This window comes from Rhodococcus sp. KB6 (genome assembly GCF_001445685.1).
Lineage (GTDB): Bacteria > Actinomycetota > Actinomycetes > Mycobacteriales > Mycobacteriaceae > Rhodococcus_F > Rhodococcus_F qingshengii.
In genome coordinates this window covers 560,036-582,850 of sequence record NZ_LNAK01000134.1, presented here as the reverse complement: position 1 = coordinate 582,850, position 22,815 = coordinate 560,036, and the positions used below count along the sequence as shown (strand labels likewise).

The following is a 22,815-nucleotide window of genomic DNA, read 5'->3' as shown; positions in this document are numbered from 1 at the left end:
ATGTCGCACGCACCGAATACGCCCAGACGCACTCTCGCTGTTCTGGGCGTATTCGGCGTTGCGGTGGTCGTAGTTGTCGCCGGCGCACTGTGGTGGTTCGCGCGCGGCGACGACGCTCTTGCCGGCGAGAATCTCGATTCGTTCCCGGCCGTCGACCACAGCATTCTCAGCGCTCAGCAGAGTGCGCTACTGGGCGTCCTCGAGCAGGAATGGGAGTCAGGGAGTCCCGGCACCAAGTACGCCGAGGGTGTCGAAGAATCGTGGTGTGCCGATTTCGTGAGCTGGTCGATGAACCAGATCGGCACGCCGTTCTCGAACCCCAACTCAGGGTCGTGGCGCATCCCCGGGGTGTACACGCTGCAGGAGTATTACGAGTCCGTCGACGCGTTTGTCCCCTACGCTCAGGACTACCAACCCAAGGTCGGCGACACGATCCTGTACGGCGACTCGAGCCCCTTCGGCCAACACGTCAACGTCGTTCTGGTCAACGACGCCGGCACTCTGACGACCGTCGGCGGCAACGAGAACAACAAGGTCATGCTCCATCGCATCGTCCCGTCGGAAGTCCCGGGGATCGTCGGGTTCGGCGTCATCTGAGCCCGAGCCCCACCGTCGTTGCTTGATGGTTCTTGCGAAGTGCAGAGGTGAGGCTACAGATTCGGGGTTGCCGTTGGATGGCACTTGCTATCAACCAATATTCGGAAAATTTCCTGTTTCCGTCGTCGACAGATATTAGACATGTGTGAAGAAGTTTCCCTGCCAACTAGATTCGTATCCAGTTGTCCCCCACCCAGAACAGGAATCCGATGCGCCCTGGTGAGCTGACCACCCTCGCGCAGATACAGCTCATGGCCCGCGCGGCTGCTGCGCAGGCCATGAGTGCTCCGTCGATGCTCCGACTGCGGCTCGGCCGCTACCCCACTCGCACACCCGAGCTGCGCAAACGCCCACTCCCCGACACCAAGCTGTGCAGCGAAGCGCTCGATCACGCCAGAGGAACCCTGTCCCCCGCGGTCTTGAACCACAGCCTGCGCTGCTGGATCTGGGCCGACGCCTTCGCGCAGATCGATGCGATCGAGTACGACCCCGAAGATCTCTTCACTGCGTGCGCCCTTCACGATGTCGGACTGGGCGCAGAAGGATCGGCCGAGCACGGGTGTTTCACCTACATCAGTGCCGCAGACGCAGAAGAACTCGCGACCAGAGTGGGAACTTCGGAGAGGTCGGTACAGCGAATCGGCGAAGCGATCCGTCTGCACATGGATCTGACCGTCGACCGCGGCGCGGGCGCTGACGCGTACCTACTGCATGCCGCAGCGCATTTCGACGTTGCCGGTCGGCGTGCGCCCGAAATTCCGCGAGCAACTGTTGATGCAACAATCGCGGAGTACCCGCGAACAGGGTTCACCGACGAGTTCGCGCAGTCGATGCGGCGCGAGGTCGAGCTCCGTCCTCACTCTCGCGCGGCGACGCTCTGGAGATCGGGCATGGCACTGCCGCTCCGAACCAATCCCCTGGATTGGAAGAGCCGCTAGCTACGTCCAGTCCTCGAGCACCGCGGTTCGTGATCCTCCGACGTTCCCGGTATTCACCACGCCCACGGGTTCGATCAACATCACCTCCGCTTCCTCTTCGGCGATGGGACAATGCTCGACTCCGCGAGGCACAACGAACAATTCACCGGGCCCCAGCGAAACATCTCCGTCGCGCAGTTGGATTCGGATCTGCCCCTTTGTCACCAGAAACATTTCGTCGGTGTCGGTGTGGGAGTGCCAGACGAATTCACCTTTGATCTTGACGATCTTGATCTCGTAATCATTGAGGCCCGCAATCTTCTTGGGCGACCAGTGCTCGGTGAACTGACCGAACTTCTCGCGGAGCGATACCGCTGTTGCCGAACTGTTCATGTTGTTCCTCCCTCGGGCGCGCCACCACTGCGATGACGACCCCGCCACTCTTCGTCACCCGAGGCAGCTGCGTCTTGTACGTTTCTGACATGGACCCCCGCGGCGCACAGATCACCGCGTGGGCACCGAGCCTCGCGGGAATCACCGAGGTCTTCCATGCCGATTTCGTCGGACACGCCTATCCCAAACACACGCACGATCAGTGGTCCCTGATGCTCGTCGACCGCGGCACGATTGCATACGACCTCGATCATCGCGCTCATGGCGCAGCACCAGAGATCGTGACTCTGTTGCCGCCAGGCATTGCACACGACGGAGTTCCGGTCACCGAGGCCGGATTTCGTCAACGAATCCTCTACCTCGACACGTCAGTTCTCGGCGAGGTCCTCATAGGCCCGGCGGTGGACAGCCCCGAGATTCGAGACCCTCTGCTGCGCCATCGCATCGATCAACTGCACTCTGCACTCGGCCCGGACGGCGAATCACTCGAGGCCGAAAGTCGCCTGGGGTTCCTCGCTGAAAGATTGAACGAGATCCTCACACCGGCCACAGGTCGATCCCTTCACACGCCGACCGTTGACGAACGCGTTGCCGATCAACTTCGGGACCTGCTCGATGCGCGACTCACAACGGGAATCACGATGCGGGAAGCGTCGAACATCCTGCAGCGGAAGCCCACGTATCTGATCAAGAACTTCGCGAAGCATTTCGGGCTTCCGCCTCACAAGTACGTGACGGGACGTCGAATCGATCTGGCGCGACGCGCAATCCTCGCCGGGCGCGAATTGGCGGACGTGGCCGTCGACGTCGGATTCCACGATCAATCCCACCTGTCGCGGCACTTCGTCAAGCATGTCGGGGCGCCGCCCGGCAAATACTCACTGAACGTGGCCAGTGGAGCGCGCTAGTCGCAGCACCTGGCACCGGTTTCGTCGAGCAGACACTGGTTCCGGTCAGCTGGAGTCTGTGTCCACTGAATAAAAACGGTGTCAGGTCCCAACGATCAAGCAGCCGTCTCGAGGTCGACCAGGAGGAAGTCCTCGCGCCGCGGCCCGTATTCACGATCGGTCAGCTGATACGAGCGCAACGCACGAGGTGCACGGGCCAACTCGTAGAACCGCTCGGAGCCAGGCACGAATTGCCTCGTAGCCCAACCCCAGTTCGGGCCGTGCGGAAACTTCGGGTCGGGCAGCATGTCGGACTCCATCGACATGAGCCGCAGGCGCCGAACTACCCCGGTCGTGGCGGCATCCGCGCCGAAGTCTATCCACGCCTGACGCGCGTTTGGGTCGTCACGAGGAGTTCCGGCAAGTAGGTGCAATGCACCCGCGACTTCGGCAACCGCCCACCGGCGCGGGTTGTCGACATTCCAGGAGAGTCCCCACCGGACGGTCTCCCCCAATTCTGGAGGAACAAACCACCGAAAACGCAGACCGTCGATGACTACCGGCGTGATCATCGTGTCGAGGTTCGCCGACGCACCGACCATTCGACCGGCTCGACCGCATCGTCCAGCCCGAGAACCACGCGAGCTGCATTGCGCCCTTGATCGAACAGGGACTGGCGAACCGTTGTCAGGCCGGCGTCCGATGCGGCTGTTGTGTCGTCCCATCCGACGACTGCGACATCGTCGGGCAGCGCGAGGCCGAGTTCACGGATCGCGTCCAGAACCCCCAGAGCCAGTTCGTCACTCATCGCCAAGATGACATCGGGCCTTCGGCTCTCGGGAACGTCGAGCAGGGACCGAGCCATCCGCGCACCCTCGCTCCGCTCGTTGACAGTGACGACCCCTACCCGCACCGAGGGCCAATCGAGGCCCGCGTCGCGGACGGCGCGCTCGTAGCCCTCGAGCCGATGGCGGGACACCGGAAAGAACGCTTCACCTGGATCCACGTCCATCCGAATCTCGGACCGACGCTCACGATCCCACGGAAGGCTGATCACCGCGGGCCGCTGCGCCCCCGACAACCCGACTGCCGCGATCGCGACGGCGCCGGCAACATCGTCCATCCCGACGAGATCCACACCCTCGTGCAACGGACCACCCTGGATGCATGCGGGTTTTCCGGTGCCGACAATCGCGTCGAGGATGGGATCGTCGAAGACGGTGGTCCAGACGACAAAACCGTCTACTGCCGCCTCGCGAACTCTGTCGACGTCTCCCGGTTTCCCCGAGTTCGGCAGCATCATCAGCCCGGCGTTCGCATCCAGGCACGCTTCGGCGACTCCCGAGAGGAATCGCCGAGCTACTGCGTCTTCGAAGGCGTACGTCAGCTTCTCGCTGAAGACGACCGCGATGTTGTTGAATTTCCCGCTCCGCAAGGACTGCGCCGCCCGGTTCGGGCCCGCGTACTCGAGCTCTTCGGCGGCGGCGAACACCTTGGCCCGCGTTGATTCAGACACGCGCTCGGGCTGCGCGAAGGAGTACGACACCGACATCACCGACACGCCTGCGGCCTTGGCGACGTCGGCCATCGTCGGACGACTCGAACGCTGCGCACGTATGGCCATGAGCATCAGCATAGCGAGTGAAAAATATCCATTGCGCAGGTGTGTATCGATACATGTATCGTTACACAACATGAGTGCTCGACTGCCGAAGGCAACCACGTTACGGCTGATGACACTGGCCGGAGCAGCCTTCGCCTACGTGACGGCCGAAATGCTCCCCGTCGGACTGCTCAGCGAAATCTCGACGGACCTCGACGTCACCGAAGGGCGTGTCGGCCTACTGCTGACCTTCTACGCATACGGTGTCGCGGTCTTGACGCTTCCGCTGATCGGAGCGGTCAAAACCTGGCCGCGACGACGCGTCGTCGTTCTGACGGTGGCCACCCTCGCGGTGTCGCAACTGGTCGCAGCATTGGCCGTCAACTATCCGATGCTGGTGATCGGACGATTGCTCTGCGCTGCGACGCACGGAGTGTTCTGGGCTGTCGTTGCACCGGTCGCAGCCACCCTCGTTCCGCGCGGACAACAGGGCAAGGCCATCGCGATGGTGTATGCCGGAACGTCTATCGCTTTTGTTCTCGGAGGGCCACTGTCTTCGGCGATCGGCCAGTCCTGGGGTTGGCGGACCGCATCGGCGGCAATCGGTGTGGTGGCAGTGGTCATTGCTTTCTCACTGCATCGTGCGTTGCCCGAAATGCCGGTCGATCAATACCATCGGAGCAAGCGAGACAAACCGAAGCCGACACCGGCGATGAAACGGGCACTCGCCGTCATCTGCGCGGCAACGCTGTTTGCCGCCCTGGGGCAATTCGCTTCGTACACGTTCTTCACACTTCTGGTGGAGGAAAGCCTCGGCTCGTCCGGTGGCATCCGTACCGCGATGCTTCTGGTCTACGGCGCCGCCGGCGCCGTCGGAGTGTGGGTCGCCGGCAAGTACTACGACCGCCGACCGCGCCTCTTCACGCTCATCGCGATCGCGACGGTGGCAGGCGCGCTGGCCATCTTCTGGCTCTTGGCGCCGTCGATGGGAGCGTTCGCTGTCGTCGCCACGATCTTGTGGGGTGCGGCGTTCACCACCGTTCCGATCTGCCTCCAGTCCTCGGTTCTGCGCGCCGTCCCTATCGGGACCGACCGTGCCTCGGCCATCTACGTTGTCGTGTTCCAGATCGCGATTGCAACGGGCGCTCTGCTCGGTGCGGCCGTCGTCGACAGTGGCGGGCTCTCACATCTGGCGGGCATCGGGGTCGCTCTGATGATCGCTTCGTTGGCGATAGTCGGGTTCGGCCGACGCGCGTTTCCCCAGGAACCGGAACGGTCTACTCACTCCCCCACCGACGCGCCGGCCGGACTCTCGTCGTAGATCAGGGTGTATCGCCAGAACAGTCGTCTCCTGATCCGGCTACCTGGCAGACACAACGCGGCCGCGCGCCGGACGTCAGCCATCGACTCACCCGGTTCCGCGGTGGGACCTGTCATCGCCTTCAGTGGCTCGGAGGCAACCCGTCGATGCTTGACGACGCCGACGACCGGATTGCACACGGTCGCCAACACCGACAGGAGTGCGTCGGTGGCTGTGGTCGATCGAAAACACCCGACCACGACGAGCCGCCCGCCCGGTTCGAGCAGGCTACTCAGCTGCTTCATCGATTCTTCGAGTGGAAGATGATGCAACGCTGCGACGACTGTGATCGCGTCGTACTTCGCCTCGGATGCAAAGTCCTCGATCCGCTGCGCGTCGATGATCACGTTCCCGTCGTCGACAAACCTTGCGCGCACGGCGGCCGAGGTTGTCAGGTCGGGTTCCACACCGACCACCACGTCGAACCGCCGACGCAAGAGGTCGATCAGATTGCCGGTCCCGCTCCCCACGTCGAGAGCGCGACCGGACCTGACCCCGCGCAGATTACGTAGAACCCACCGGCCGTAGTGATCGTTGTGACTCCACGGATGGCGTCGATTGAAACCGTCCAAGCGAGCAATCACACCCATACCCGACGGTATCAATCCGAGCCCGCGCACCGGCCGTCACAACCGCGGGTCGACCGGCTCCGATTCGAGAGCCAGCACCGCGAACACGGCCTGGTGCGCTCGCCACAAAGGTTCACGGTCGACGAGCCTGGATACCGCCTCCATGCCGAGCGCGTACTCGCGCAGCGCCATCGACTGCTTGTGTCCGAGGTTGCGGTTACGCAATCTCGCAAGCGTCGACGGTTCGAGGTAGTCGGCACCGTAGATCAATCGCAGGTACTCCCGGCCGCGGACCTTGATCCCCGGCTGAACCTTCGCGTTGTACCCCCGCGGTCCGTGAATCTGATTCGCCAGCGGTTTGACGACCATCCCCTCACCACCGTCGCCGGTGAGCGACTCCCACCACTTCGTCGCTTCGAACACCGAGTCCTCGGAACCGAGATCGACCACCAGGCGACGTGTAGTGGTAAATCGACTCGGGTCGGCCGCGGCCAGGCGGTCCGAAATACCGAGGTGCCATTCGTGATCCCGTTCCCCGTACGACTGGCCCTCGGCCGCCAGAATCTGGAACGGCGCGATGGTGACGCCGTCCAGTCCGTTCGTCGGCCACACGTACCGTCGGTACGCCTCGCCGAAGCGCTCGATACTGGCGGCCCGAACAGTTGTCTGTTCGAACATCTCCGCCACGTCCAGGCCCCGCGACCCGGCCCGCGCCAGCACGGCCTCGCGAGCTGTGAGGTCTGATCGCCCGGCCGCCGCGACCGACGCGTACTGCGAGCGCAGCAGACCTTCCGCTTTGACGTTCCACGGCAACAGTTCGCAGTCGAGGAGCAGCCAGTCGGTGCCCAGCTCTTCCCACAACCCAGCGGAGGTGACTGCGGCGGCGATGTCGTCGATCAACTGCTGAGTCAGGTCGTCGTCGAAGAACTGGCGGCCGGTGCGGGTGTGCACCATCCCGGTGAGCGCATCCGGTGCATCGAAGCGGGACTGAGCAACCGATCGATCACGGCACACGAGCACCACTGCCCGCGAACCCATGTGCTTCTCTTCGCAGATCACTGTTCCGATTCCGCCGGCCCGGTATGCGTCGAACGCGGTCGACGGGTGTTCCAGATAGTCATCGGATTGGGCGCTCGCGCAGGGCGCCATGGTCGGCGGTAGGTACCGCAGCCATTGCGGCGCGACCGCGAATCGGCTCATCACTTCCAAGGCGCCGGCAGCGTTGTCGGTGCGAACGGACACTCGACCGCGCAGTTCGGTGTCGACGCCGGTCGTTTCGAGGACGTCGGCGAGATCGAGCACGTCCGGATCACGAGTCGGCGGTGCCAGCGGTACCACCGGCTCGTACCAAACCTGCTCCGCCGGAACCGACACGATCTCTCGTTCCGGGTATCGAAGAGCCGTGAGGGATCCACCGAACACACAGCCGGTGTCGAGGCACGCGGTGTTGTTGATCCATTCCACCTCGTGCACCGGCGTGTGACCGTAGAGGACCATGGCTGATCCTCGGTAGTCCTGCGCCCACGGGTATCGAACGGGTAAGCCGAATTCGTCCGTCTCACCGGTAGTTTCACCGTAGAGCGCAAAGCTCCGGACTCGGCCGGACGCCCTGTTGTGGTAGTCCTCCTTGAGACCGGCGTGCGCAACCACGAGTTTGCCGTCGTCCAGAACGAGGTGCGCGACGAGCCCGTCACAGAAGTCGACGACGCTGTCCCGGAACTCCGCCGACTCGGTGGCCATCTGCTCGAGGGTCTCGGCGAGTCCGTGACTGGCCGTGACCTTCTTACCGCGCAAGGCCTTGACGAGTTTGTTCTCGTGGTTACCCGGAACCGCTATCGCATGTCCCGCCGCGACCATCCCCATGACCAGACGCAGCACACCGACCGAATCCGGTCCTCGATCCACGTAGTCACCGAGGAAGACGGCAGTTCGCCCTTCCGGCGGCACCGCATCGACAGCTCTGCCGTCCGTCCCGTAGTCGACGGTGTAGCCGAGTTTCACGAGGAGCGTCTCGAGCTCACTTCGACATCCGTGGATGTCACCGATGACGTCGAACGGACCACGCTCGACACGCAGATCGCTGCGGAGCGGGTGGCGCAAGAATGTGGCTTCGGAAACCGCGTCCTCACCTCTGAGGATGTGAACCGAACGGAAACCTTCCTTACCCAGCCCGCGGAGCGAGCGAGTCAACTGTTGGTGCTGACGGCGAATCACGTCGCGTCCGAACGTCCGATCAGAGCGAGCGTCGTTTCGTGCAGAACAGACCGATTCCGGAACATCGAGCACGACTGCCACCGGCAGTATGTCGTGCTCGCGAGCCAACGCAACGAGTCGCTTGCGCGCGGCGGGCTGGACGTTGGTCGCGTCGACCACCGTGAGACGTCCGCGTCGCAAACGCTTGGCCGCAACGAACTCCAGCACTTCGAAAGCATCGGACGTCGACTCCTGTGAGTTCGGATCATCACTGATCCACCCTCTGAATGTGTCACTCGAGAGAGTTTCGAACTCACCGAAGTGACGCGCCGCGAAGGTCGACTTTCCCGAGCCACTGACGCCGATGAGTACTACCAGGGCGAGATCTGGAATCTCGTACACCGTCATGACGTTCGTGCCTCCTTCGTGAAGATTGCCATCTGTGTCGGCCCGCCAAGGACCGGATCAATTGCTCCGACAAATTCGAACTCCACGCAATAGCCGTGGACTCGGGCCGTTTCGGTTGCCCAGTCGCGGAATTGGGTTCGGGAGAACTCGAACCTGTGATCGGGGTGCCTGAACTCTCCCGCGGCCAATGCCGGATACAGCACGTTGTAGTCGGCATTCGGAGTAGTCAGCAGCACATACCGCGGTGCTGCGTCCACGAAGACCGATCTGACCAGCGCCGGCAGGCGCGCCGTGTCGACGTGCTCGACCACCTCCATCAGCACGGCTGCGTCGAAGCCTTTCAAGCGTGCGTCGCGGTACGTCGCGGAAGACTGCATCAAAGACACACGTTCACGTTGGGCGTCGGACATTTCGGTGAACTTCAATCTGCGTTGCGCCCGTGTCAGTTCGCGCGCGCTCACATCGACGCCGACAAGTTTGTCGAATTGAGCGTGCGGCATCAGCGCCTCGATCAGTTTGCCTTCGCCGCAACCGATGTCGACAATCGTTCTGACGTGCAGTCGCTGAAGCGTCGCCAAAACTGCGTCGACGCGAAGCCGTGCCAGCGGCGGATCCGGTCGCGGTAGTTCGATCTGCGCCTCTGCTTGGTCGGGAATCAGTCGATCGACTACCGATTCGACCAGGTCGCGTCGACGCGCCAGGTAGCGGGACATGATCAGCGCGGAATCCGGATGCGACGCCAACCACTCTCCAGCGACGCGGATCAACTTGTCTGCCTCGTCGGGTCCCACCCAGTAGTGCTTCACGTCGTCGAGGACCGGCAACAGCACGTAGAGGTGCCGAAGGGCACTCTGCACCGTGTGTTCCCCGGTGAGCGTCAACGACACGAAGTCGGAGTTTCCCCACGTCGGCAGGTGCGGATCAAGCTGCACCGGTATCGCGGTCACATCCCAGCCCAGCGGCTCGAACAACCGACGAGGCAATTCCGCATCGCCGCCGCACGGAACCACCGGAATCGAGACGGTCAACGCGAGTTCGGTTCCGACGAGTTCCGGGTGCGACTTGCACGTTCCCGTCAACGCGGTGCGAAACAGCTTCGACAGAGCAACCGAGAGTATGGACGACGCCGCATACGGCCGATCGTTGACATACTCACCCAGCGAAAAGTTGTCGCCACTCTTGCCGCGTCGATACCTACTCTGCACAAGTTCGATGGGGTCGACGTCCACAATCACTGCCACCGTGGTCTTTTCGGCCGAGGCCTCCGGGTACAGAACCGTGGCGGTGCCGATCGCCAAGTCGAAGCTTTGCACGCGGTCGGGATGTTTGTGCAGCAGGTAGCTCAACGCGGTCGCATCAGGAGTCTGCGGGGTCGGGGTGGACGTCAGTGTGAGTAGCACCAGGCGAATGTAGCCCGGCAAACGTCCGGGGCGCCTCCGATTTACGCGCCCGCGGCCGTCAGAACAAAGTGAGAGCTGCTCCCGCACCCACCAGTTGCCGGGGCGCCTCACGCGGCTCACTGCCAGCTGCACTGACGTCTCGATGCTCCGAACGACCACCCAACCCATGGCGCTCGACCAATGGCTCGACACGGCTTGCGAGCCAACGCTTGTATTCGGGAGTGACATACGCGCCCCGCCCGTACAGCTCGCGGTAGCGACGGATGAGCGCCGGATGTTCCTGAGCAAGCCAATTCATGAACCAACCCCGAGTACTCCCCCGCAGGTGCATCGGGAAGACCGTCACACTCGTCGCACCGGCTTCGGACAGTGCCTCGAACAGCCCGTCGAGATGACTGGTGGAATCGGTGAGGAACGGAATGACCGGCGCCACCATGACATTGCACGAGAATCCCGCGTCGGTGATGGCGCGGATCATCTCGAGACGCGCCCGCGGCGACGGGGTACCAGGCTCGATCTGCTTCTGAAGTGCAGCGTCGTTGATCGCCAACGACACACCGATTCCGACGTCGACCTGCGCTGCCGCCATTTTCAACAGCGGCAGGTCCCGTCGGAGCAGAGTTCCCTTCGTCAGGATCGAGAAGGGAGTTCCGGATTCGGTCAACGCGCGAATAATGCCGGGCATCAAGCGGTATCGGCCCTCGGCTCGCTGATAGGGATCGGTGTTGGTACCCAGTGCCACCGCCTCCCGTTTCCAGGACTTTCGCGCCAACTCTTTGCGGAGCACCGCGGCAATGTTCGTCTTCACGACCACTTGGGAATCGAAATCCGCGCCGGCGTCGAGGTCGAGATACTCGTGACTCGGTCTCGCGAAACAATATCGGCATGCGTGCGAACAACCACGAAAAGCGTTGACGGTGAAGCTGAACGGCAACGTCGACTCTTCGGGCATCTTGTTGAGCGCGCTCTTGCAGAGCACCTCGTGAAACGTGATTCCCTCGAACTCGGGAGTCTGCACGGAGCGAACCAACCCGGCCCGTTCGAGTCCGGGTAGCGCTCCGTCATCTGCATCCAATGCCTGACCCGACCACCTCATGGCCCCAAGTCGAACACTTGTTCTAAGGTATGTCAAGATGGAGCGAATACCCGACCGTGCCTCACCACGGCCGGGAAGTTGTTGGCAGAATTCGGTGCATGTCGAACAGAATCAATATTTCGTCCGGTTCCGAATGGGAACCCAAGATCGGTTACTCCCGTGCCGTGCGCATCGGTAACCAGATCGCAGTCTCCGGCACCACCGCTCCTGGTGAGACCCTCACAGATCAGACCCGCGCAGCGCTCGAAACTATCAAGGCAGCACTGGCCGAGGCCGGCGCCTCGCTCGACGACGTCATCCGCACTCGCATGTACCTGCGCGACATGACGCAGTGGGAGCAGGCCGCTCTCGCGCACGGTGAAGTGTTCGGCGAGATTCGTCCCGCCACGACGATCCTCGAGGTCAGCTCGCTGATCGACACCGCTCTGCTCATCGAGATCGAGGCCGACGCGGTCCTCAGCTGATCGCCAATCCGGACATTTGTGAAATGGGCGCCTAGTCTGAGCCGATGAAACCGATGCGACTGTATCCGTTGACGCTCGCGCTCGGCATCACCGCCGCTTTCCTCTCGCCCGGTTCTGCACTCGCAGATCCGGGCGAGAGTCTTTCGACGGCTTGCGGCAGCCAGTTGAGCAATGCCGAGGTGGGCCGGATTGCCGAACTCAGCGACGTCACGACCCTGAACGGTGCCGGACTGCCTCGGCTCGAGACCGCTGTCGAACGTCATCGTGAGATCACGTCGATCCTCGTCTCACACCACGATTGGCGAGGCTTGTTCTCCATCGGCCTCGACGCTGTCGAGCACGAGGCGGTGATGCCGCTGCAGCGAGACCCTGCGGCCTTCGCCGATGACGAGTGGGCCCATTCCGTCAGCTACGAATTGCTGCGCAGGTACCTGGTGAACGTCCATGCAGAGTTCACCGGTACTCCCACCGATCCGGCGTGGAGCAACTACTTCGCCCTGACACGTCAGTGCGACGCCAGTCCAGCACGGGTCGCCATGGCCGGCTACAACGCGCATCTCACCGTCGACCTCGCTCACGCCGTCGCCACGTCCGGAACCACTGCGGAGGATGTCCCCGATTTTTACAAGATCGTCGATTCCATTGCCGTCAAGGGTGGTTCGATCGTGACCCTCACCAAGGCCGAGTACGACGCCGATCTGGGGCCGCTCTGGCGGTTCTACTTCGTCGGCGAAGGACTCGACCGATTGGCCGGAAACTCGCAGCCCTCGGAATTGTTGCTCCGCGCCGCCGACAGCGGATACAACACCATCACGCTGGCCAACGGATTCGCCCTCCAGAATCCGCAGACACGTCCGGGCGCAGAACAGGAGATCGACGCACTCTGGCGTACTACAGATTCCGCTCTCGACGTACTCTCGCGACTCGGTGGTCTGTGACATCTCACCCTCCGCTGCCTGAACCGGACACACCTGCGACAATGACCCCATGACGGGGCACTCGACGGGGCAAGGCATGCAGAGTCCCGCCATGCGCCGGGTGCGAGACCTGTTGCGCGGGCCCGCAATTGTCTGCGATGGCCGAGCAACCATCCGCGAGGCCGCGAAGTTGATGACCGACGCGGGCCGCCGCGCTGTTGTGATCCCGACGGAGACAACCGGTTTCGGAATCTTCACCGAAGGTGACCTACGTGCTCGTGTGGTAGTCGGTGGTATCGACAGCAATCAGCCGGTATCAACGGTGATGACGCCGTCAGCAGTGACAGTCGATCCGGATCGATTGGGCGCCGACGCCGTGACCGACATGCTCGAGTACGGATTGCGCCATCTCCCGGTCGTGACCGAGGCAGGCGCACTGATGGGCGTGCTCGAACTCAGCGACCTCCTGACTTCGGCCACCAATCAGGGTTTCGAACTGCGCGCAGCGCTCGCCACAGCACAGGATGACGCCCACCTCGTCGAAACAGCCCGCGCGGTCCCTGTTCTGGTGACGGAATTGGTGGCGTCACGGGTCTCACCGCTCGACATCGGTGCGACGCTGGCGGTGCTGATCGACGTGACGGTCAGGCGCGCCATCGAATTGGTGGTGGACGGAGACGAGCGACCGGATTTCGCGTGGCTGTCGCTCGGCAGCGTCGCCAGACGTGAAGCGCTCCCCTCTTCGGATATCGACAGTGCGCTGGTGTGGGGCGGCGAATCTCATCACGAGGGAGCCGACGCCGCGAAGACGATCCACGACATCCTCGATCTCTGCGGGTTCCCTCGCGACACCAAGAACGCCGTCGCGACCCAGGCCAGGTTCGCTCGGACGCTCCCACAATGGCGCACTGCGCTGCGGAAATGGGTATCCAATCCGTACCAGGACCAGGCCCTGGTCATGTTGTCGATGCTGGCGGATGCCCGTGTCGTCGCGGGCGATCCGGCGTTGGATCCTCGCCCTGCGGCGTTGGATCAACTGCGACTGCACCCGGCCGTCATGCGACTGCTCCTTCGCGAAGCCGTCGGAGACAAGGCAAAGCTCCATTCGTTCAAGGACGTGATGACGCGTCGGACCGGAACCGTCGACCTCAAAGCCAGCGCCGTCCAACCGATCGTGAACATCGCTCGTTGGGCGGGGATTTCCGTGGGCGCCCGCACGAGTTCGACACTCGAACGCCTCAAGGCTGCAGCGGGAAGCGGTTTCCTACTCGACGACGACGCCCAGGTACTGATCGAATCTTTCGAGGTGTTGCAGCAGATTCGTGTCCGCCACCAGACCGATCAGTTCGCGGCAGGTCGGCCACCGACCGACGAAGTCGTGATCTCCGAACTCACTCCGCTCTCGCGGAGCTTGCTGAGCAATGCAGTGCGCGAGGTCGCAGGTGTGCAACGACGACTCGAATATGCCGCGTCCGCGTCGGCGCTACCCGACATCGATCCGTGAATCGCACTGCGCTCGAACAGGTTCTGGCGGCGGAGCGCCTCGAAGGCTGGGATCCGAGCGATGAACAGATCGCGGAACTCGAGGCCGTGATGATCGGGATGCTTTCTCGGCGTGAGTATTTCGAGCAGGAATTGGCGCGAGCCGTCGGCCTCTCGTCTGCGATTCCCCCGCGGATCCGCTGGCGAAGATCAGCGCCGTACGTCTATCGCGGTACATCGGTGCTCGCGAACAATTTCGACGTACGAGATCCCGCCGCACTGCAATCACTCGAGTTCGCGGCGACCGCGCTTCGTCTGGGTGAGGCGCATCTCGGCAGCGACCTCGTACCGCACACGCGAGACACAGCCGAACTTCTCCTACTTCACCAGCACGTTTTCCAAGATCTGTACCAGTGGGCCGGACACATCAGAACCGTCGACATCAGGAAAGGTGCGGCAACGTTTGCTCCGGTCTCGGCGATTCGGAACTACCTGTCCGAGGTCGAAGAGATCATCGCCGCCGTCGATTGGGTAGCGCTCGATCACGGCGCTGCGTCGTTCGCGCTCGCATCGGTGTACTCGACGCTCAATCATGCCCACCCGTTTCGGGAAGGAAACGGGCGAACCGGAACCCTCTTCCTGCACCGACTCGCCGCCGACACCCGGTATCAGCTCGACTTGTCGCGGGTGAGCAGAACCGAGTGGGTATCCGCGTCGAGGGATTCTGCGCCTTTCCGGCCCACCGGAACCCCGTCACCTCGCCCGTTCACCGATCTGTTCAATCGCGCGCTGACTCGCTGACGCAGACATCTGCAACCGTTCCAGGCGGACTGAACACCTTTACTACTGAGTGAGCACCGCTTCCGACACTCTGGAAGCGGTGCTCACTTGAGGAAAAGGGTGCTCACTCGACCATCAACCGGGCAGCGCGAACTCCCCTGCGTCGGACCAGCGCTGACGCTCGGCCCCGAACGCGACGGACTGCATCGCGCGAAACTCCTCGATCGAGCGCGAGTTCGACGCGAGGAACTCCTGATGCTCGGCCAGCGAGAAGCTGCCGTCCTCGATCTCGACGCCCCCGCCGCGGCCGGCGGCGGTGTCCGCGCGCAGATCCATCAACTCTTCCGGCTCGACGGGGTACCAGGAGATCCGGTCGAAGAATCGCAGCAACCACGGAGTGCCCTCCTCGAACGGCCCGGACTTCGCGGGGTGGCGGTGATTCCACACCTGCGTCGTACGTCCGACGAACTGGTACCCGCCTGGGCCTTCCATGCCGTAGATGCAGAGGTACGCCCCACCGATCCCGACGGCGTTTTCGGGGGTCCAGGTGCGGGCGGGGTTGTACTTGGTCGTGACCAGACGATGACGCGGATCGAGCGGCGTCGCGACCGGCGCTCCGAGGTAGACGTCACCGAGTCCGAGCACCATGTATTCGGCGCCGAAGACGGTGTCGAACACGTCGTTCACGGATTCGAGACCGTTCATCCGGCGGATGAACTCGATGTTCCACGGGCACCACGGCGCGTCGGCGCGAACCCCGTGCATGTACCGCTGGATCGCTTCGCGCGTAGCCGGGTCGTCCCACGACAGTGGCATCCGCACAGTGCGACTGGGCACAACGAGTTCGTTGGCCGCCGGCAAGGTGTCCTCCGCCTCGGCGAGCATTCCCATCAGCTTGCCGACGGGCAGCACGTCCGGGTCGACGCGGACCTGCAGGCTGCGGATTCCCGGGGTGAGATCGAGTAGTCCGGCCGGCTTCTCGGCGTCGAGTCGCTGATGCAGTGCATGAGCACGCGCACGTAACGCCAGGTCGAGATTCATGTCGCCGTATTCGACCAACACGTTGTCATCGCCTGAGCGCCGGTACGTGACCGCGGTGTCGCCGTCACGGCGGGCTATGACGCCGTCGTCGCCGTCACCACCGGAGGAATGAACAACCGAATTGGACGCTCGACGCGATACTCCGAGGTCACGCCGGGAGGCTGCCCGTTCGGCGCGGACCGGCACGAAGCGAATCTTGTTCCCGGGAGCCAACTGTCCGAGCTTCCAGCGATCAGCGGACACCACCGTGATCGGGCAGACGAAGCCGCCGAGGCTCGGTCCGTCGGGTCCGAGGAGGATGGGCGTGTCGCCGGTGAAGTCGAGTGCACCGATCGAATACGCGTTGTCGTGGATGTTCGAAGGGTGAAGTCCGGCTTCGCCGCCGGTGGTTCTGGCCCAGTCTGGTTTCGGACCTATCAACCGGACACCGGTGCGGTCGGAGTTGAAGTGGACCTCGTACTCGGTCGCGTACAGCGTGTCGATGTCGGAGCGGGTGAAGAACTCCGGCGCCCCGTGCGGGCCCTCGGTCACCGCAAGTTCCCAGCACGTGTGTATCGCCGGAACATGCTCGGCGGGAACAGCTCCCGCGACCCCGGTCGCCTGTCCGAGTTTGAGAACGTCTCCTGCCCGCAGAGTCCTACCTTCGTGTCCCCCGAACCTGCCCAGGGTGAAGGTCGACGCACTGCCGAGATAGTCGTCGGTCTCGATTCCGCCCTGTACGAGTACGTAGATGCGCAGTCCCGGGCCGCTGACCGTTCCGACGTCGAGCACCGATCCAGCGGGGACGAAAACTGGTCGCCACTGACCGTGTACGACGCCGTCGACGGTCACCGACACCGGGGCACCTGTGATGCAGACCGTGGTGTCTTCGTCGAACGTCATGGCAGGTCCGGCCATCGCGCATTCGATGCCGGGGGCGCCTTCGGGGTTTCCGAGTGCGGTGTTTCCCAACCGAAACGACAGGTCGTCCATCGGGCCCGATGGTGGGACTCCGATCTGCCAGTATCCGACGCGTCCTGGATAGTCCTGAACCGTCGTCAGCATTCCGGGACGCACGATGGTCAGTTTTGCGTTCATTCGTCTGCTCCCGGCCGTGTGACGATCATGCGGACGGCCGTGGGATCGAAGCCGTTGCACGGGTTGTTGATCTGCGGGCAGTTGGACACGAGGACGAGCACGTCACGTTCGGCACGCAACGCGAGCCGCTTGCCTGGTGCCGACAGTCCGTCGACGATTCCGAGTGTGCCGTCGGGGTCGACCGGGACGTTCATGAAGAAGTTGATGTTGGACACCAGGTCCCGCTTACCGAGCCCCCATTTTGCGCCCTCGACGAGGAAGTTCTCGACGCACGCGTGCTGATGCTTGGTGTGGTGGCCGTATCGCAGGGTGTTCGATTCCTGTGAGCACGCGCCGCCGACGGTGTCGTGGTTTCCGACCTCGTCTGCGACCAGGGTCATGAGTGGAGTTCCGTCGTCACTGCGGAGCACGGAGCCTGTGGACAGAAACAGGTTCTTCTGGGCTGTGACCGTCGCTGCTGCCGAGTACCGAACGCTGTGATCGTCACCGGCGTAGACGAGGGTGTCGACGGCTTGATTTCCGTGTAGATCGACGATGGTCAGAACGTCACCGGCACGGACAACTGCGGACCACGGCCCGAATGCGTCAGCAATCTCGTCGAGGATCACCGTTCCGGGAACGAGGGCGGGGACATCCAAGGTGGTGGTCATGCGATCTCCTCCAAGTTCGAAGCCGTCCAGGCATCTTCGGTATTGAGCACTGCGCGTTGGTATTCCGGCCCGAGATCGTCAAGGCTGCCGAGTTCGTCGGCGGCCTTCCACGCGAGCACTTCGAGGGACGTGGTGGGAAACTGCGGCGCCGGATCGAGTGGGTGCGCGGTGTTGGCGATCATCACGATGACCGGCAGGTGGATCAGAAGATCGACCGTCGCGCCTGAGCCGGCGGACCCCGTACTGGTGAGAGCGCCGTCCGCCTCGACGCGGACACCATGGAAGAAGGACAACGGAGGCGCGATGTCCTGCGGCCCGAGCCCGTTCTTCGCGGCAGCGACGGTGAACAGTTCACGACCGGCGGGTGAGGCACTGTGCAGCGAACCCTGCCCGTACTTCGCCTCGTTGGTGGCGCGTGACGTCGTTCCGCAGAACGCGTCGTGGTGACCCGACGTGTCTGCGACCACGGTCGCAAGTACTCGCCCCTGATCGGAGAGCAACGGGTGCCCGACGCCGAGATAGGCCTGCCATGGCACCTTGACGGTATCGGCGACGTTGAGACGCTCCCAGGGGGCGTCGGCGCGATAGAGCAAGATGTTTGCGCAGGCGCTGCCAGCGATGTCGCGAAGTCGCAATCGGGTTCCACGTGCGAGAACCTTGGTCGTGTACCGCCCACCCGGCACGGTCTCAGCCCAGGTCAGACGTTCGGGAGCGACGTCTTCGGGTGGGTTCGGCCAACGCGTTGCCGGCAATACGGGCATGGAATCGGTGATCGTTCCAGCTTGAGACCGGGCATGCTCGCGCGCTCCGGCGGTGGTCTGAGTACTCATGGTCAGGCTCCGATCGTGACGGGATTCGGGGTGGCGCGGCCACGTGGGAAGCAAGCGACTCCCAGCCCCACGACCAGCGCTACCGTGATGGGCGCGGCCCACTGCAGAATGGGGTACTCCCCGGTGGGGTTGAAGATCTCGGCTCGTGGCCAGGACAGGTTGATCACCATCAGCGCGCCGTACACAACCGCGGCGATGTTGACCGGAACTCCCCAGATGCCCAGGGAGAAAAGCTTTTTGCCTTCGGCGTCGAACTTGGGGCCGACTGCCGTGCGAGGCCATCCCTTGAGACGCTGAACCAGCAGCGGCACGGTCACCATGAGGTAGGCCAAGTAGATCAAGATGATGCATACGCTGGACAGGGTTGCAAAAATTGCCGAGTTGCCCACGTTGACGGCCAGGACGGCAATGCAGACCAGACCGATGAGGACGGACGGCGCGATAGGTGTTCCGGTGCGGGGGTTGACCTTTGCCAGTACCTGCGAGGCAGGAAGCCGCCCGTCGCGGGCCATCGAGAACATCAGCCGTGAAGCAGCAGTCTGAATGGCCAAGGTGCACACGAACACTGCGATCGAGACGTCGATCAACAAGACCGTGCCCCACGGGGAACTGAGAATCGATGTCAGTACGTACGGCAAACCTTCCGTGGCCAGGCGTCCGTCGGTGAGTGAGGGCGCTGCCATCAACGCGCCGAGGATCATCAAGCCGCCGCCGAGCGCAGAAGCGGACAGTGCAAGCCGGATCGTACGAGGTGCGACGCGTCGGGGGTTGCGGGTCTCCTCGGCCAGTTCGCCTGCCGAACCGAAGCCGACCATGACGTAAGCAGCCATCAGTCCGGACATGATCCACGCCCAGGCGTATCCGGGCTGACCGCCGGCACTGCCGGTGTCGAAGACGACGTCCGGTCCGCGCTGAGCGTGGGTGAAGAACATCCCAATCACTGCGATGACACCGACGATTTCGCAGGTCACGCCGATGTTGTTGATACGCGACATCCAATTGACGCCGATGCAGTTGATGAAGGTGGTCAGAACCAGAAGTACCGAACCGAGCAGTACGGCATTGGCAGCACCGCTCGAGGAGGTGAGTGCACTGTCCTCGCCGATGATCTGGAACCCGCTCCACACATTGGGGAGCACGACCTGCAAGGCGATCGCGGCGGCGGACGCGGTGACGATCTGAGCGAGAATCATGAACCAACCGGCGAACCAGCCGACGATTTCACCACCCATCCGCCGCGACCACTGGTAGATGGCGCCCGAAATCGGATATCTGGCAGCAAGTTCCGCGAAGTTGAGAGCAACCATGAACTGACCGATGAAGACGACGGGCCAGGTCCAGAAGAACGCCGGACCCGCGAAACCGAAACCGAGGCCGAACAATTGGAAGATCGTGGTCAGGATGGAGACGAAGGAGAAGCCCGCGGCGAAAGACGCGAACTTTCCCAGCGATCGATGCAGCTGCTGCTCGTAGCCGAACTCCGCGAGGTCACCGTCGTCGTGAGGCGAAGAGGCGAGTGCGGATGCGGTGGTGGGCTGCGCAGCCGGGGTGGTTGCACTCAACGGCGTACTCCTTCGGCGAAGCGATTCAGAGGCGAATAACTGTCGATTGATAGTTTTCGCGAAATCCACTCGCCGCAGGTGACGCCCGCGTATACGATTCGCCTGATTCTGTAACAGGCTCGTTGAGTACGTTTCGAGCACGTGACCGAATGCTCACAGCGGCGGCCATCCCGCACGTAAGGCCGCAGCCTGCCACTATGGAAGGCGTGACCAACGCCGGCCCCGGAAGACCCCGCCTGACCGCTCGCCGACGCCCGGGTGGCACTGCCCGGGCGGAGATCTTGGATGCAGCCGCTGAACTGTTCACCACCCGAGGCTTCGCCGCGACGTCCACACGCCACATCGCCGAAGCAGTCGGAATGCGTCAGGCGTCGCTGTACAACCATTTCGCCACCAAGGACGACATTCTGGTTGCACTGCTCGCCGACACCGTGACGCCGGCGCTCGACTTCGCGGAGAATCTCAGGCCACTCGACACCGCACCCGAGGTGAAGCTTTACGCACTTTCGTACATCGACGCGGCACAACTGATCACCGGACGGTGGAACCTCGGCGTCCTTTATCTCTTACCGGAACTGAGAAGTGACAGGTTCATGTCGTTCCGAGCCGATCGCGATCGGCTTCGCGAGCAATACCGGGCACTCGCCCAGGATGTGCTCGACGCGATTGACGATCCATCATCAACGCACCTGGCCGAGCTTCCGTTTCGCCTGGTAGAAAGTGTGATCAGCGCGCGAGCCGACGCGCTCGAAGGCACCCCGATTCCCGACGCAGCTGTCATCGCCGGGTCGGCGCTGCACATTCTTGGGTGGCGCCAGGATCTTGACCCCATCCATACGGAAGCGGCAACGCTCATTGCGAACGCAGAAACGCCGAAATTGTCCGGGGCTGCATCAGCTCCGGACAATTTCGACGCATTGAGGACCTAAACGGCCACGTGACTAGACCGAGAGGGACTGTCCCGGGAAGATCAGGTTGATGTTCGGAACCTGGCTGGCGAGGTTCTCGAGCGAGATGCCGTGTGCAGCAGCGATCTTCGACAGGGTGTCGCCTGCCTTGACCACGTAGTTGCCGCTTCCGGTGCTTGCTGCCGGAGCCGACTCGACGGAAGCCTCAGCGGTGACGGGGGCGGCTGCGGCCTCGTAGTTGCCTGCGGTGGTGCCGGTGGTCAGGTACTGACCGCAGACGGGCCATGCGCCGACGCCCTGGCCTGCGAGAACGTTCTCGGCGACACGGATCTGCTCGGCCTGGCTGGCGTTGGCAGCGTTGCCCGATCCACCGAATGCGTTCCAGGTGCTCTGCGTGAACTGCAGACCACCGTAGAAGCCGTTTCCGGTGTTGGCGGCCCAGTTACCGGAGGACTCGCAGTTTGCGACTCCGGACCAGTCGTGGCCGGCTGCCGAAGCGGTGCCGGTGCTCATGGCGAGCGGGATCGCGACGACTGCGCCTGCGGTTGCAACTGCGCCGAGGGCGCGCTTGAAGGTGATGCTGGTCATTGGGTAAATCCTCTCCGCTACCGCGGACGAGGTCGGCCCGGACGCTTTCACGTCTAGTCGATCGACTCGTCTGTTTCACTCCTGCCCCGCGAAGGTTTCGGGAGTACCGGACCCGCGGGGCAGAAGCACGCAGTTGCGGGTCGGTGTTTGCCCGGTAGTTTCGGGCTGTCAACGACCGTAGGTGATGGTCACGGATTGGTCACGGGGCAAGTTTCCGGCACTGCCGTACCAGATTCAGTCGAGTTTCAAGAAATAACCACAGGTCAACTAGTTGATTCGAGGTTCAACCATACCGATCGTTATCCGTCCGTTATGTGTCAACCGTCACTGCGATTTTGTGACCCACCGCACCGAAAAAGGCCGTGTCGGACCACGAAGGAGCCCCCTTCGGATGTTAAGAGATTCCTGGCAACGGGCAAAAACCAACCGCCCCAATCGTTATGGAGAATCAACTGGTGATCATCGCAGTAGAAGGACCCAGCGCCGCCGGCAAGACCACTTGGTGCCGAGCCCAGATGACGAATGAATCGGTCGTCGAGGAATTCGTGGCCGAATATCAGCCCACCGGGTTCGAACCGGATGGAACCAACCTCGAAGTGCAGGCAAGTTACTGGACAACGGTCAATTCGAAGCGATGGTCGCAAGCGGAAGATCTCGAAGCGAGAACCGGTATCGCGCTCTGCGACAGCGACCCGCTGAAACTGCACTACAGCTGGTGTCTCGCTGCGGTGGGCGCAGCACCTCGGGAGCGATTCGAGTACGAGCTCGCGGCAGTCGAGACAGCTTTCGAGCACCTCGAACTGGGTTTCGCGGATCTGACCGTCATCTCGATACCGTCACCGGGGCAGCTTCTACTTCAGCGCGAAGGAGACCCCAGCCGCCGACGACGGCATTTCGAGCTTCACGCGGCGCTCGCCGAGCCCCTCACCCACTGGTACTCGGCGGTGAACAGGGTAGATCCAGGTCGCGTTGTGTGGCGCTTTCCGACACAGCTCGATCTTTCGCGCTGTCCCCCGCCTCGATCGGATCGCAGCGATCCGGGCCTCCTTCGCGCGATGATCAACGAGCTGCCGCCTCTCCCCAGGTAGGGAGT

The 22,815-nt window shown here is 62.9% G+C and carries 22 protein-coding genes; 10 read left to right on the top strand and 12 right to left on the bottom strand.

The features are described 5' to 3' along the window. Entirely contained in the window at window positions 1-597 is a 597-nt protein-coding gene (locus ASU23_RS22695; RefSeq protein WP_172827080.1) for a CHAP domain-containing protein, read from the top strand. A 209-nt stretch (window positions 598-806) separates the two neighbouring features. Beyond that, on the top strand, window positions 807-1,535 hold the full coding sequence (locus tag ASU23_RS22690; RefSeq protein ID WP_058038749.1) for an HD domain-containing protein: 729 nt from the start codon (window positions 807-809) through the stop codon (window positions 1,533-1,535). Here ASU23_RS22690 and ASU23_RS22685 read toward each other — a convergent pair whose 3' ends face one another. Then, complete coding sequence (locus tag ASU23_RS22685; protein ID WP_054781205.1) at window positions 1,536-1,907, bottom strand: cupin domain-containing protein; 372 nt, start codon at window positions 1,905-1,907, stop codon at window positions 1,536-1,538. It lies immediately after the preceding gene. An 89-nt stretch (window positions 1,908-1,996) separates the two neighbouring features. On the opposite strand from ASU23_RS22685, the gene ASU23_RS22680 reads away from it, so the two are divergent. Next, window positions 1,997-2,815, top strand: a complete 819-nt coding sequence (locus ASU23_RS22680) for an AraC family transcriptional regulator (RefSeq protein WP_042919858.1) — start codon at window positions 1,997-1,999, stop codon at window positions 2,813-2,815. 95 nt (window positions 2,816-2,910) lie between these two features. Here ASU23_RS22680 and ASU23_RS22675 read toward each other — a convergent pair whose 3' ends face one another. Next, complete coding sequence (locus ASU23_RS22675) at window positions 2,911-3,366, bottom strand: hypothetical protein (RefSeq protein WP_228232707.1); 456 nt, start codon at window positions 3,364-3,366, stop codon at window positions 2,911-2,913. Continuing rightward, window positions 3,363-4,418 (bottom strand): LacI family DNA-binding transcriptional regulator, encoded by a 1,056-nt coding sequence (locus ASU23_RS22670; RefSeq protein WP_238592723.1) that lies wholly within the window; start codon window positions 4,416-4,418, stop codon window positions 3,363-3,365. The genes ASU23_RS22675 and ASU23_RS22670 overlap by 4 nt, the downstream gene beginning before the upstream one ends. A 70-nt stretch (window positions 4,419-4,488) precedes the next feature. On the opposite strand from ASU23_RS22670, the gene ASU23_RS22665 reads away from it, so the two are divergent. Then, a complete protein-coding gene (locus ASU23_RS22665) occupies window positions 4,489-5,718 on the top strand; it encodes an MFS transporter (protein WP_058038747.1) in 1,230 nt (409 codons plus the stop codon). Here ASU23_RS22665 and ASU23_RS22660 read toward each other — a convergent pair. The 4 genes from ASU23_RS22660 to ASU23_RS22645 are packed head-to-tail and all read right to left on the bottom strand — an operon-like array spanning window position 5,679 to window position 11,423. Continuing rightward, window positions 5,679-6,347: a bifunctional 2-polyprenyl-6-hydroxyphenol methylase/3-demethylubiquinol 3-O-methyltransferase UbiG gene (locus tag ASU23_RS22660; RefSeq protein WP_058038855.1), complete on the bottom strand. Its 669-nt coding sequence runs from the start codon at window positions 6,345-6,347 to the stop codon at window positions 5,679-5,681. The two genes, ASU23_RS22665 and ASU23_RS22660, sit on opposite strands and share 40 nt — an antisense overlap. Before the next feature lie 36 nt (window positions 6,348-6,383). Further along, window positions 6,384-8,927 carry a polynucleotide kinase-phosphatase gene (locus ASU23_RS22655; protein WP_058038746.1) on the bottom strand — a complete coding sequence of 848 codons (2,544 nt, stop codon included), beginning with the start codon at window positions 8,925-8,927 and terminating at the stop codon, window positions 6,384-6,386. After that, the gene (locus ASU23_RS22650) at window positions 8,924-10,348 is read right to left on the bottom strand and encodes a 3' terminal RNA ribose 2'-O-methyltransferase Hen1 (RefSeq protein ID WP_058038745.1); all 1,425 of its coding nucleotides are present in this window, start codon (window positions 10,346-10,348) and stop codon (window positions 8,924-8,926) included. The genes ASU23_RS22655 and ASU23_RS22650 overlap by 4 nt, the downstream gene beginning before the upstream one ends. 37 nt (window positions 10,349-10,385) lie before the next feature. After that, a complete protein-coding gene (locus tag ASU23_RS22645) occupies window positions 10,386-11,423 on the bottom strand; it encodes an Rv2578c family radical SAM protein (RefSeq protein ID WP_058038744.1) in 1,038 nt (345 codons plus the stop codon). A gap of 98 nt (window positions 11,424-11,521) precedes the next feature. Here ASU23_RS22645 and ASU23_RS22640 point away from each other — a divergent pair, with 98 nt between their 5' ends. From ASU23_RS22640 to ASU23_RS22625, 4 genes are read left to right on the top strand one after another with little or no spacing between them, the layout of a single operon-like run. Further along, window positions 11,522-11,887, top strand: a complete 366-nt coding sequence (locus ASU23_RS22640; RefSeq protein ID WP_058038743.1) for a RidA family protein — start codon at window positions 11,522-11,524, stop codon at window positions 11,885-11,887. A gap of 53 nt (window positions 11,888-11,940) precedes the next feature. Beyond that, entirely contained in the window at window positions 11,941-12,825 is an 885-nt protein-coding gene (locus ASU23_RS22635; protein WP_082661458.1) for a DUF5995 family protein, read from the top strand. Between the two features lie 49 nt (window positions 12,826-12,874). After that, complete coding sequence (locus tag ASU23_RS22630; protein ID WP_231915016.1) at window positions 12,875-14,308, top strand: putative nucleotidyltransferase substrate binding domain-containing protein; 1,434 nt, start codon at window positions 12,875-12,877, stop codon at window positions 14,306-14,308. Further along, complete coding sequence (locus ASU23_RS22625) at window positions 14,305-15,087, top strand: Fic family protein (protein ID WP_058038741.1); 783 nt, start codon at window positions 14,305-14,307, stop codon at window positions 15,085-15,087. Before ASU23_RS22630 ends, ASU23_RS22625 begins: the two co-directional genes overlap by 4 nt. A gap of 114 nt (window positions 15,088-15,201) precedes the next feature. On the opposite strand, the gene ASU23_RS22620 is transcribed toward ASU23_RS22625, so the two are convergent. The 4 genes from ASU23_RS22620 to ASU23_RS22605 are packed head-to-tail and all read right to left on the bottom strand — an operon-like array spanning window position 15,202 to window position 20,226. Beyond that, entirely contained in the window at window positions 15,202-17,184 is a 1,983-nt protein-coding gene (locus ASU23_RS22620; RefSeq protein WP_058038740.1) for a 5-oxoprolinase/urea amidolyase family protein, read from the bottom strand. Beyond that, window positions 17,181-17,834, bottom strand: a complete 654-nt coding sequence (locus tag ASU23_RS22615) for an urea amidolyase associated protein UAAP2 (protein WP_007728099.1) — start codon at window positions 17,832-17,834, stop codon at window positions 17,181-17,183. The genes ASU23_RS22620 and ASU23_RS22615 overlap by 4 nt, the downstream gene beginning before the upstream one ends. After that, the gene (locus ASU23_RS22610) at window positions 17,831-18,664 is read right to left on the bottom strand and encodes an urea amidolyase associated protein UAAP1 (protein ID WP_047270362.1); all 834 of its coding nucleotides are present in this window, start codon (window positions 18,662-18,664) and stop codon (window positions 17,831-17,833) included. Before ASU23_RS22610 ends, ASU23_RS22615 begins: the two co-directional genes overlap by 4 nt. Before the next feature lie 2 nt (window positions 18,665-18,666). Then, window positions 18,667-20,226 (bottom strand): amino acid permease, encoded by a 1,560-nt coding sequence (locus ASU23_RS22605; RefSeq protein WP_042951823.1) that lies wholly within the window; start codon window positions 20,224-20,226, stop codon window positions 18,667-18,669. Between the two features lie 197 nt (window positions 20,227-20,423). On the opposite strand from ASU23_RS22605, the gene ASU23_RS22600 reads away from it, so the two are divergent. Next, entirely contained in the window at window positions 20,424-21,155 is a 732-nt protein-coding gene (locus ASU23_RS22600; RefSeq protein ID WP_003944898.1) for a TetR/AcrR family transcriptional regulator, read from the top strand. Window positions 21,156-21,167: 12 nt separating this feature from the next. On the opposite strand, the gene ASU23_RS22595 is transcribed toward ASU23_RS22600, so the two are convergent. Continuing rightward, complete coding sequence (locus ASU23_RS22595; RefSeq protein ID WP_003944949.1) at window positions 21,168-21,722, bottom strand: transglycosylase family protein; 555 nt, start codon at window positions 21,720-21,722, stop codon at window positions 21,168-21,170. Window positions 21,723-22,162: 440 nt separating this feature from the next. Here ASU23_RS22595 and ASU23_RS22590 point away from each other — a divergent pair, with 440 nt between their 5' ends. Continuing rightward, window positions 22,163-22,810 (top strand): hypothetical protein, encoded by a 648-nt coding sequence (locus ASU23_RS22590; protein ID WP_058038739.1) that lies wholly within the window; start codon window positions 22,163-22,165, stop codon window positions 22,808-22,810. The last annotated feature ends 5 nt before the right edge of the window (window positions 22,811-22,815 follow it).

Excerpts from the sequence above, each read along its gene's own strand:
- ASU23_RS22695 (WP_172827080.1), top strand. The coding sequence starts at position 1 with ATGTCGCACGCACCGAATACGCCCAGACGCACTCTCGCTGTTCTGGGC.
- ASU23_RS22690 (WP_058038749.1), top strand. The coding sequence starts at position 807 with ATGCGCCCTGGTGAGCTGACCACCCTCGCGCAGATACAGCTCATGGCC.
- ASU23_RS22685 (WP_054781205.1), bottom strand. The coding sequence starts at position 1,907 with ATGAACAGTTCGGCAACAGCGGTATCGCTCCGCGAGAAGTTCGGTCAG.
- ASU23_RS22680 (WP_042919858.1), top strand. The coding sequence starts at position 1,997 with ATGGACCCCCGCGGCGCACAGATCACCGCGTGGGCACCGAGCCTCGCG.
- ASU23_RS22675 (WP_228232707.1), bottom strand. The coding sequence starts at position 3,366 with ATGATCACGCCGGTAGTCATCGACGGTCTGCGTTTTCGGTGGTTTGTT.
- ASU23_RS22670 (WP_238592723.1), bottom strand. The coding sequence starts at position 4,418 with ATGGCCATACGTGCGCAGCGTTCGAGTCGTCCGACGATGGCCGACGTC.
- ASU23_RS22665 (WP_058038747.1), top strand. The coding sequence starts at position 4,489 with ATGAGTGCTCGACTGCCGAAGGCAACCACGTTACGGCTGATGACACTG.
- ASU23_RS22660 (WP_058038855.1), bottom strand. The coding sequence starts at position 6,347 with ATGGGTGTGATTGCTCGCTTGGACGGTTTCAATCGACGCCATCCGTGG.
- ASU23_RS22655 (WP_058038746.1), bottom strand. The coding sequence starts at position 8,927 with ATGACGGTGTACGAGATTCCAGATCTCGCCCTGGTAGTACTCATCGGC.
- ASU23_RS22645 (WP_058038744.1), bottom strand. The coding sequence starts at position 11,423 with ATGAGGTGGTCGGGTCAGGCATTGGATGCAGATGACGGAGCGCTACCC.
- ASU23_RS22640 (WP_058038743.1), top strand. The coding sequence starts at position 11,522 with ATGTCGAACAGAATCAATATTTCGTCCGGTTCCGAATGGGAACCCAAG.
- ASU23_RS22635 (WP_082661458.1), top strand. The coding sequence starts at position 11,941 with ATGCGACTGTATCCGTTGACGCTCGCGCTCGGCATCACCGCCGCTTTC.
- ASU23_RS22630 (WP_231915016.1), top strand. The coding sequence starts at position 12,875 with ATGACGGGGCACTCGACGGGGCAAGGCATGCAGAGTCCCGCCATGCGC.
- ASU23_RS22620 (WP_058038740.1), bottom strand. The coding sequence starts at position 17,184 with ATGAACGCAAAACTGACCATCGTGCGTCCCGGAATGCTGACGACGGTT.
- ASU23_RS22615 (WP_007728099.1), bottom strand. The coding sequence starts at position 17,834 with ATGACCACCACCTTGGATGTCCCCGCCCTCGTTCCCGGAACGGTGATC.
- ASU23_RS22610 (WP_047270362.1), bottom strand. The coding sequence starts at position 18,664 with ATGAGTACTCAGACCACCGCCGGAGCGCGCGAGCATGCCCGGTCTCAA.
- ASU23_RS22600 (WP_003944898.1), top strand. The coding sequence starts at position 20,424 with ATGGAAGGCGTGACCAACGCCGGCCCCGGAAGACCCCGCCTGACCGCT.
- ASU23_RS22595 (WP_003944949.1), bottom strand. The coding sequence starts at position 21,722 with ATGACCAGCATCACCTTCAAGCGCGCCCTCGGCGCAGTTGCAACCGCA.
- ASU23_RS22590 (WP_058038739.1), top strand. The coding sequence starts at position 22,163 with ATGGAGAATCAACTGGTGATCATCGCAGTAGAAGGACCCAGCGCCGCC.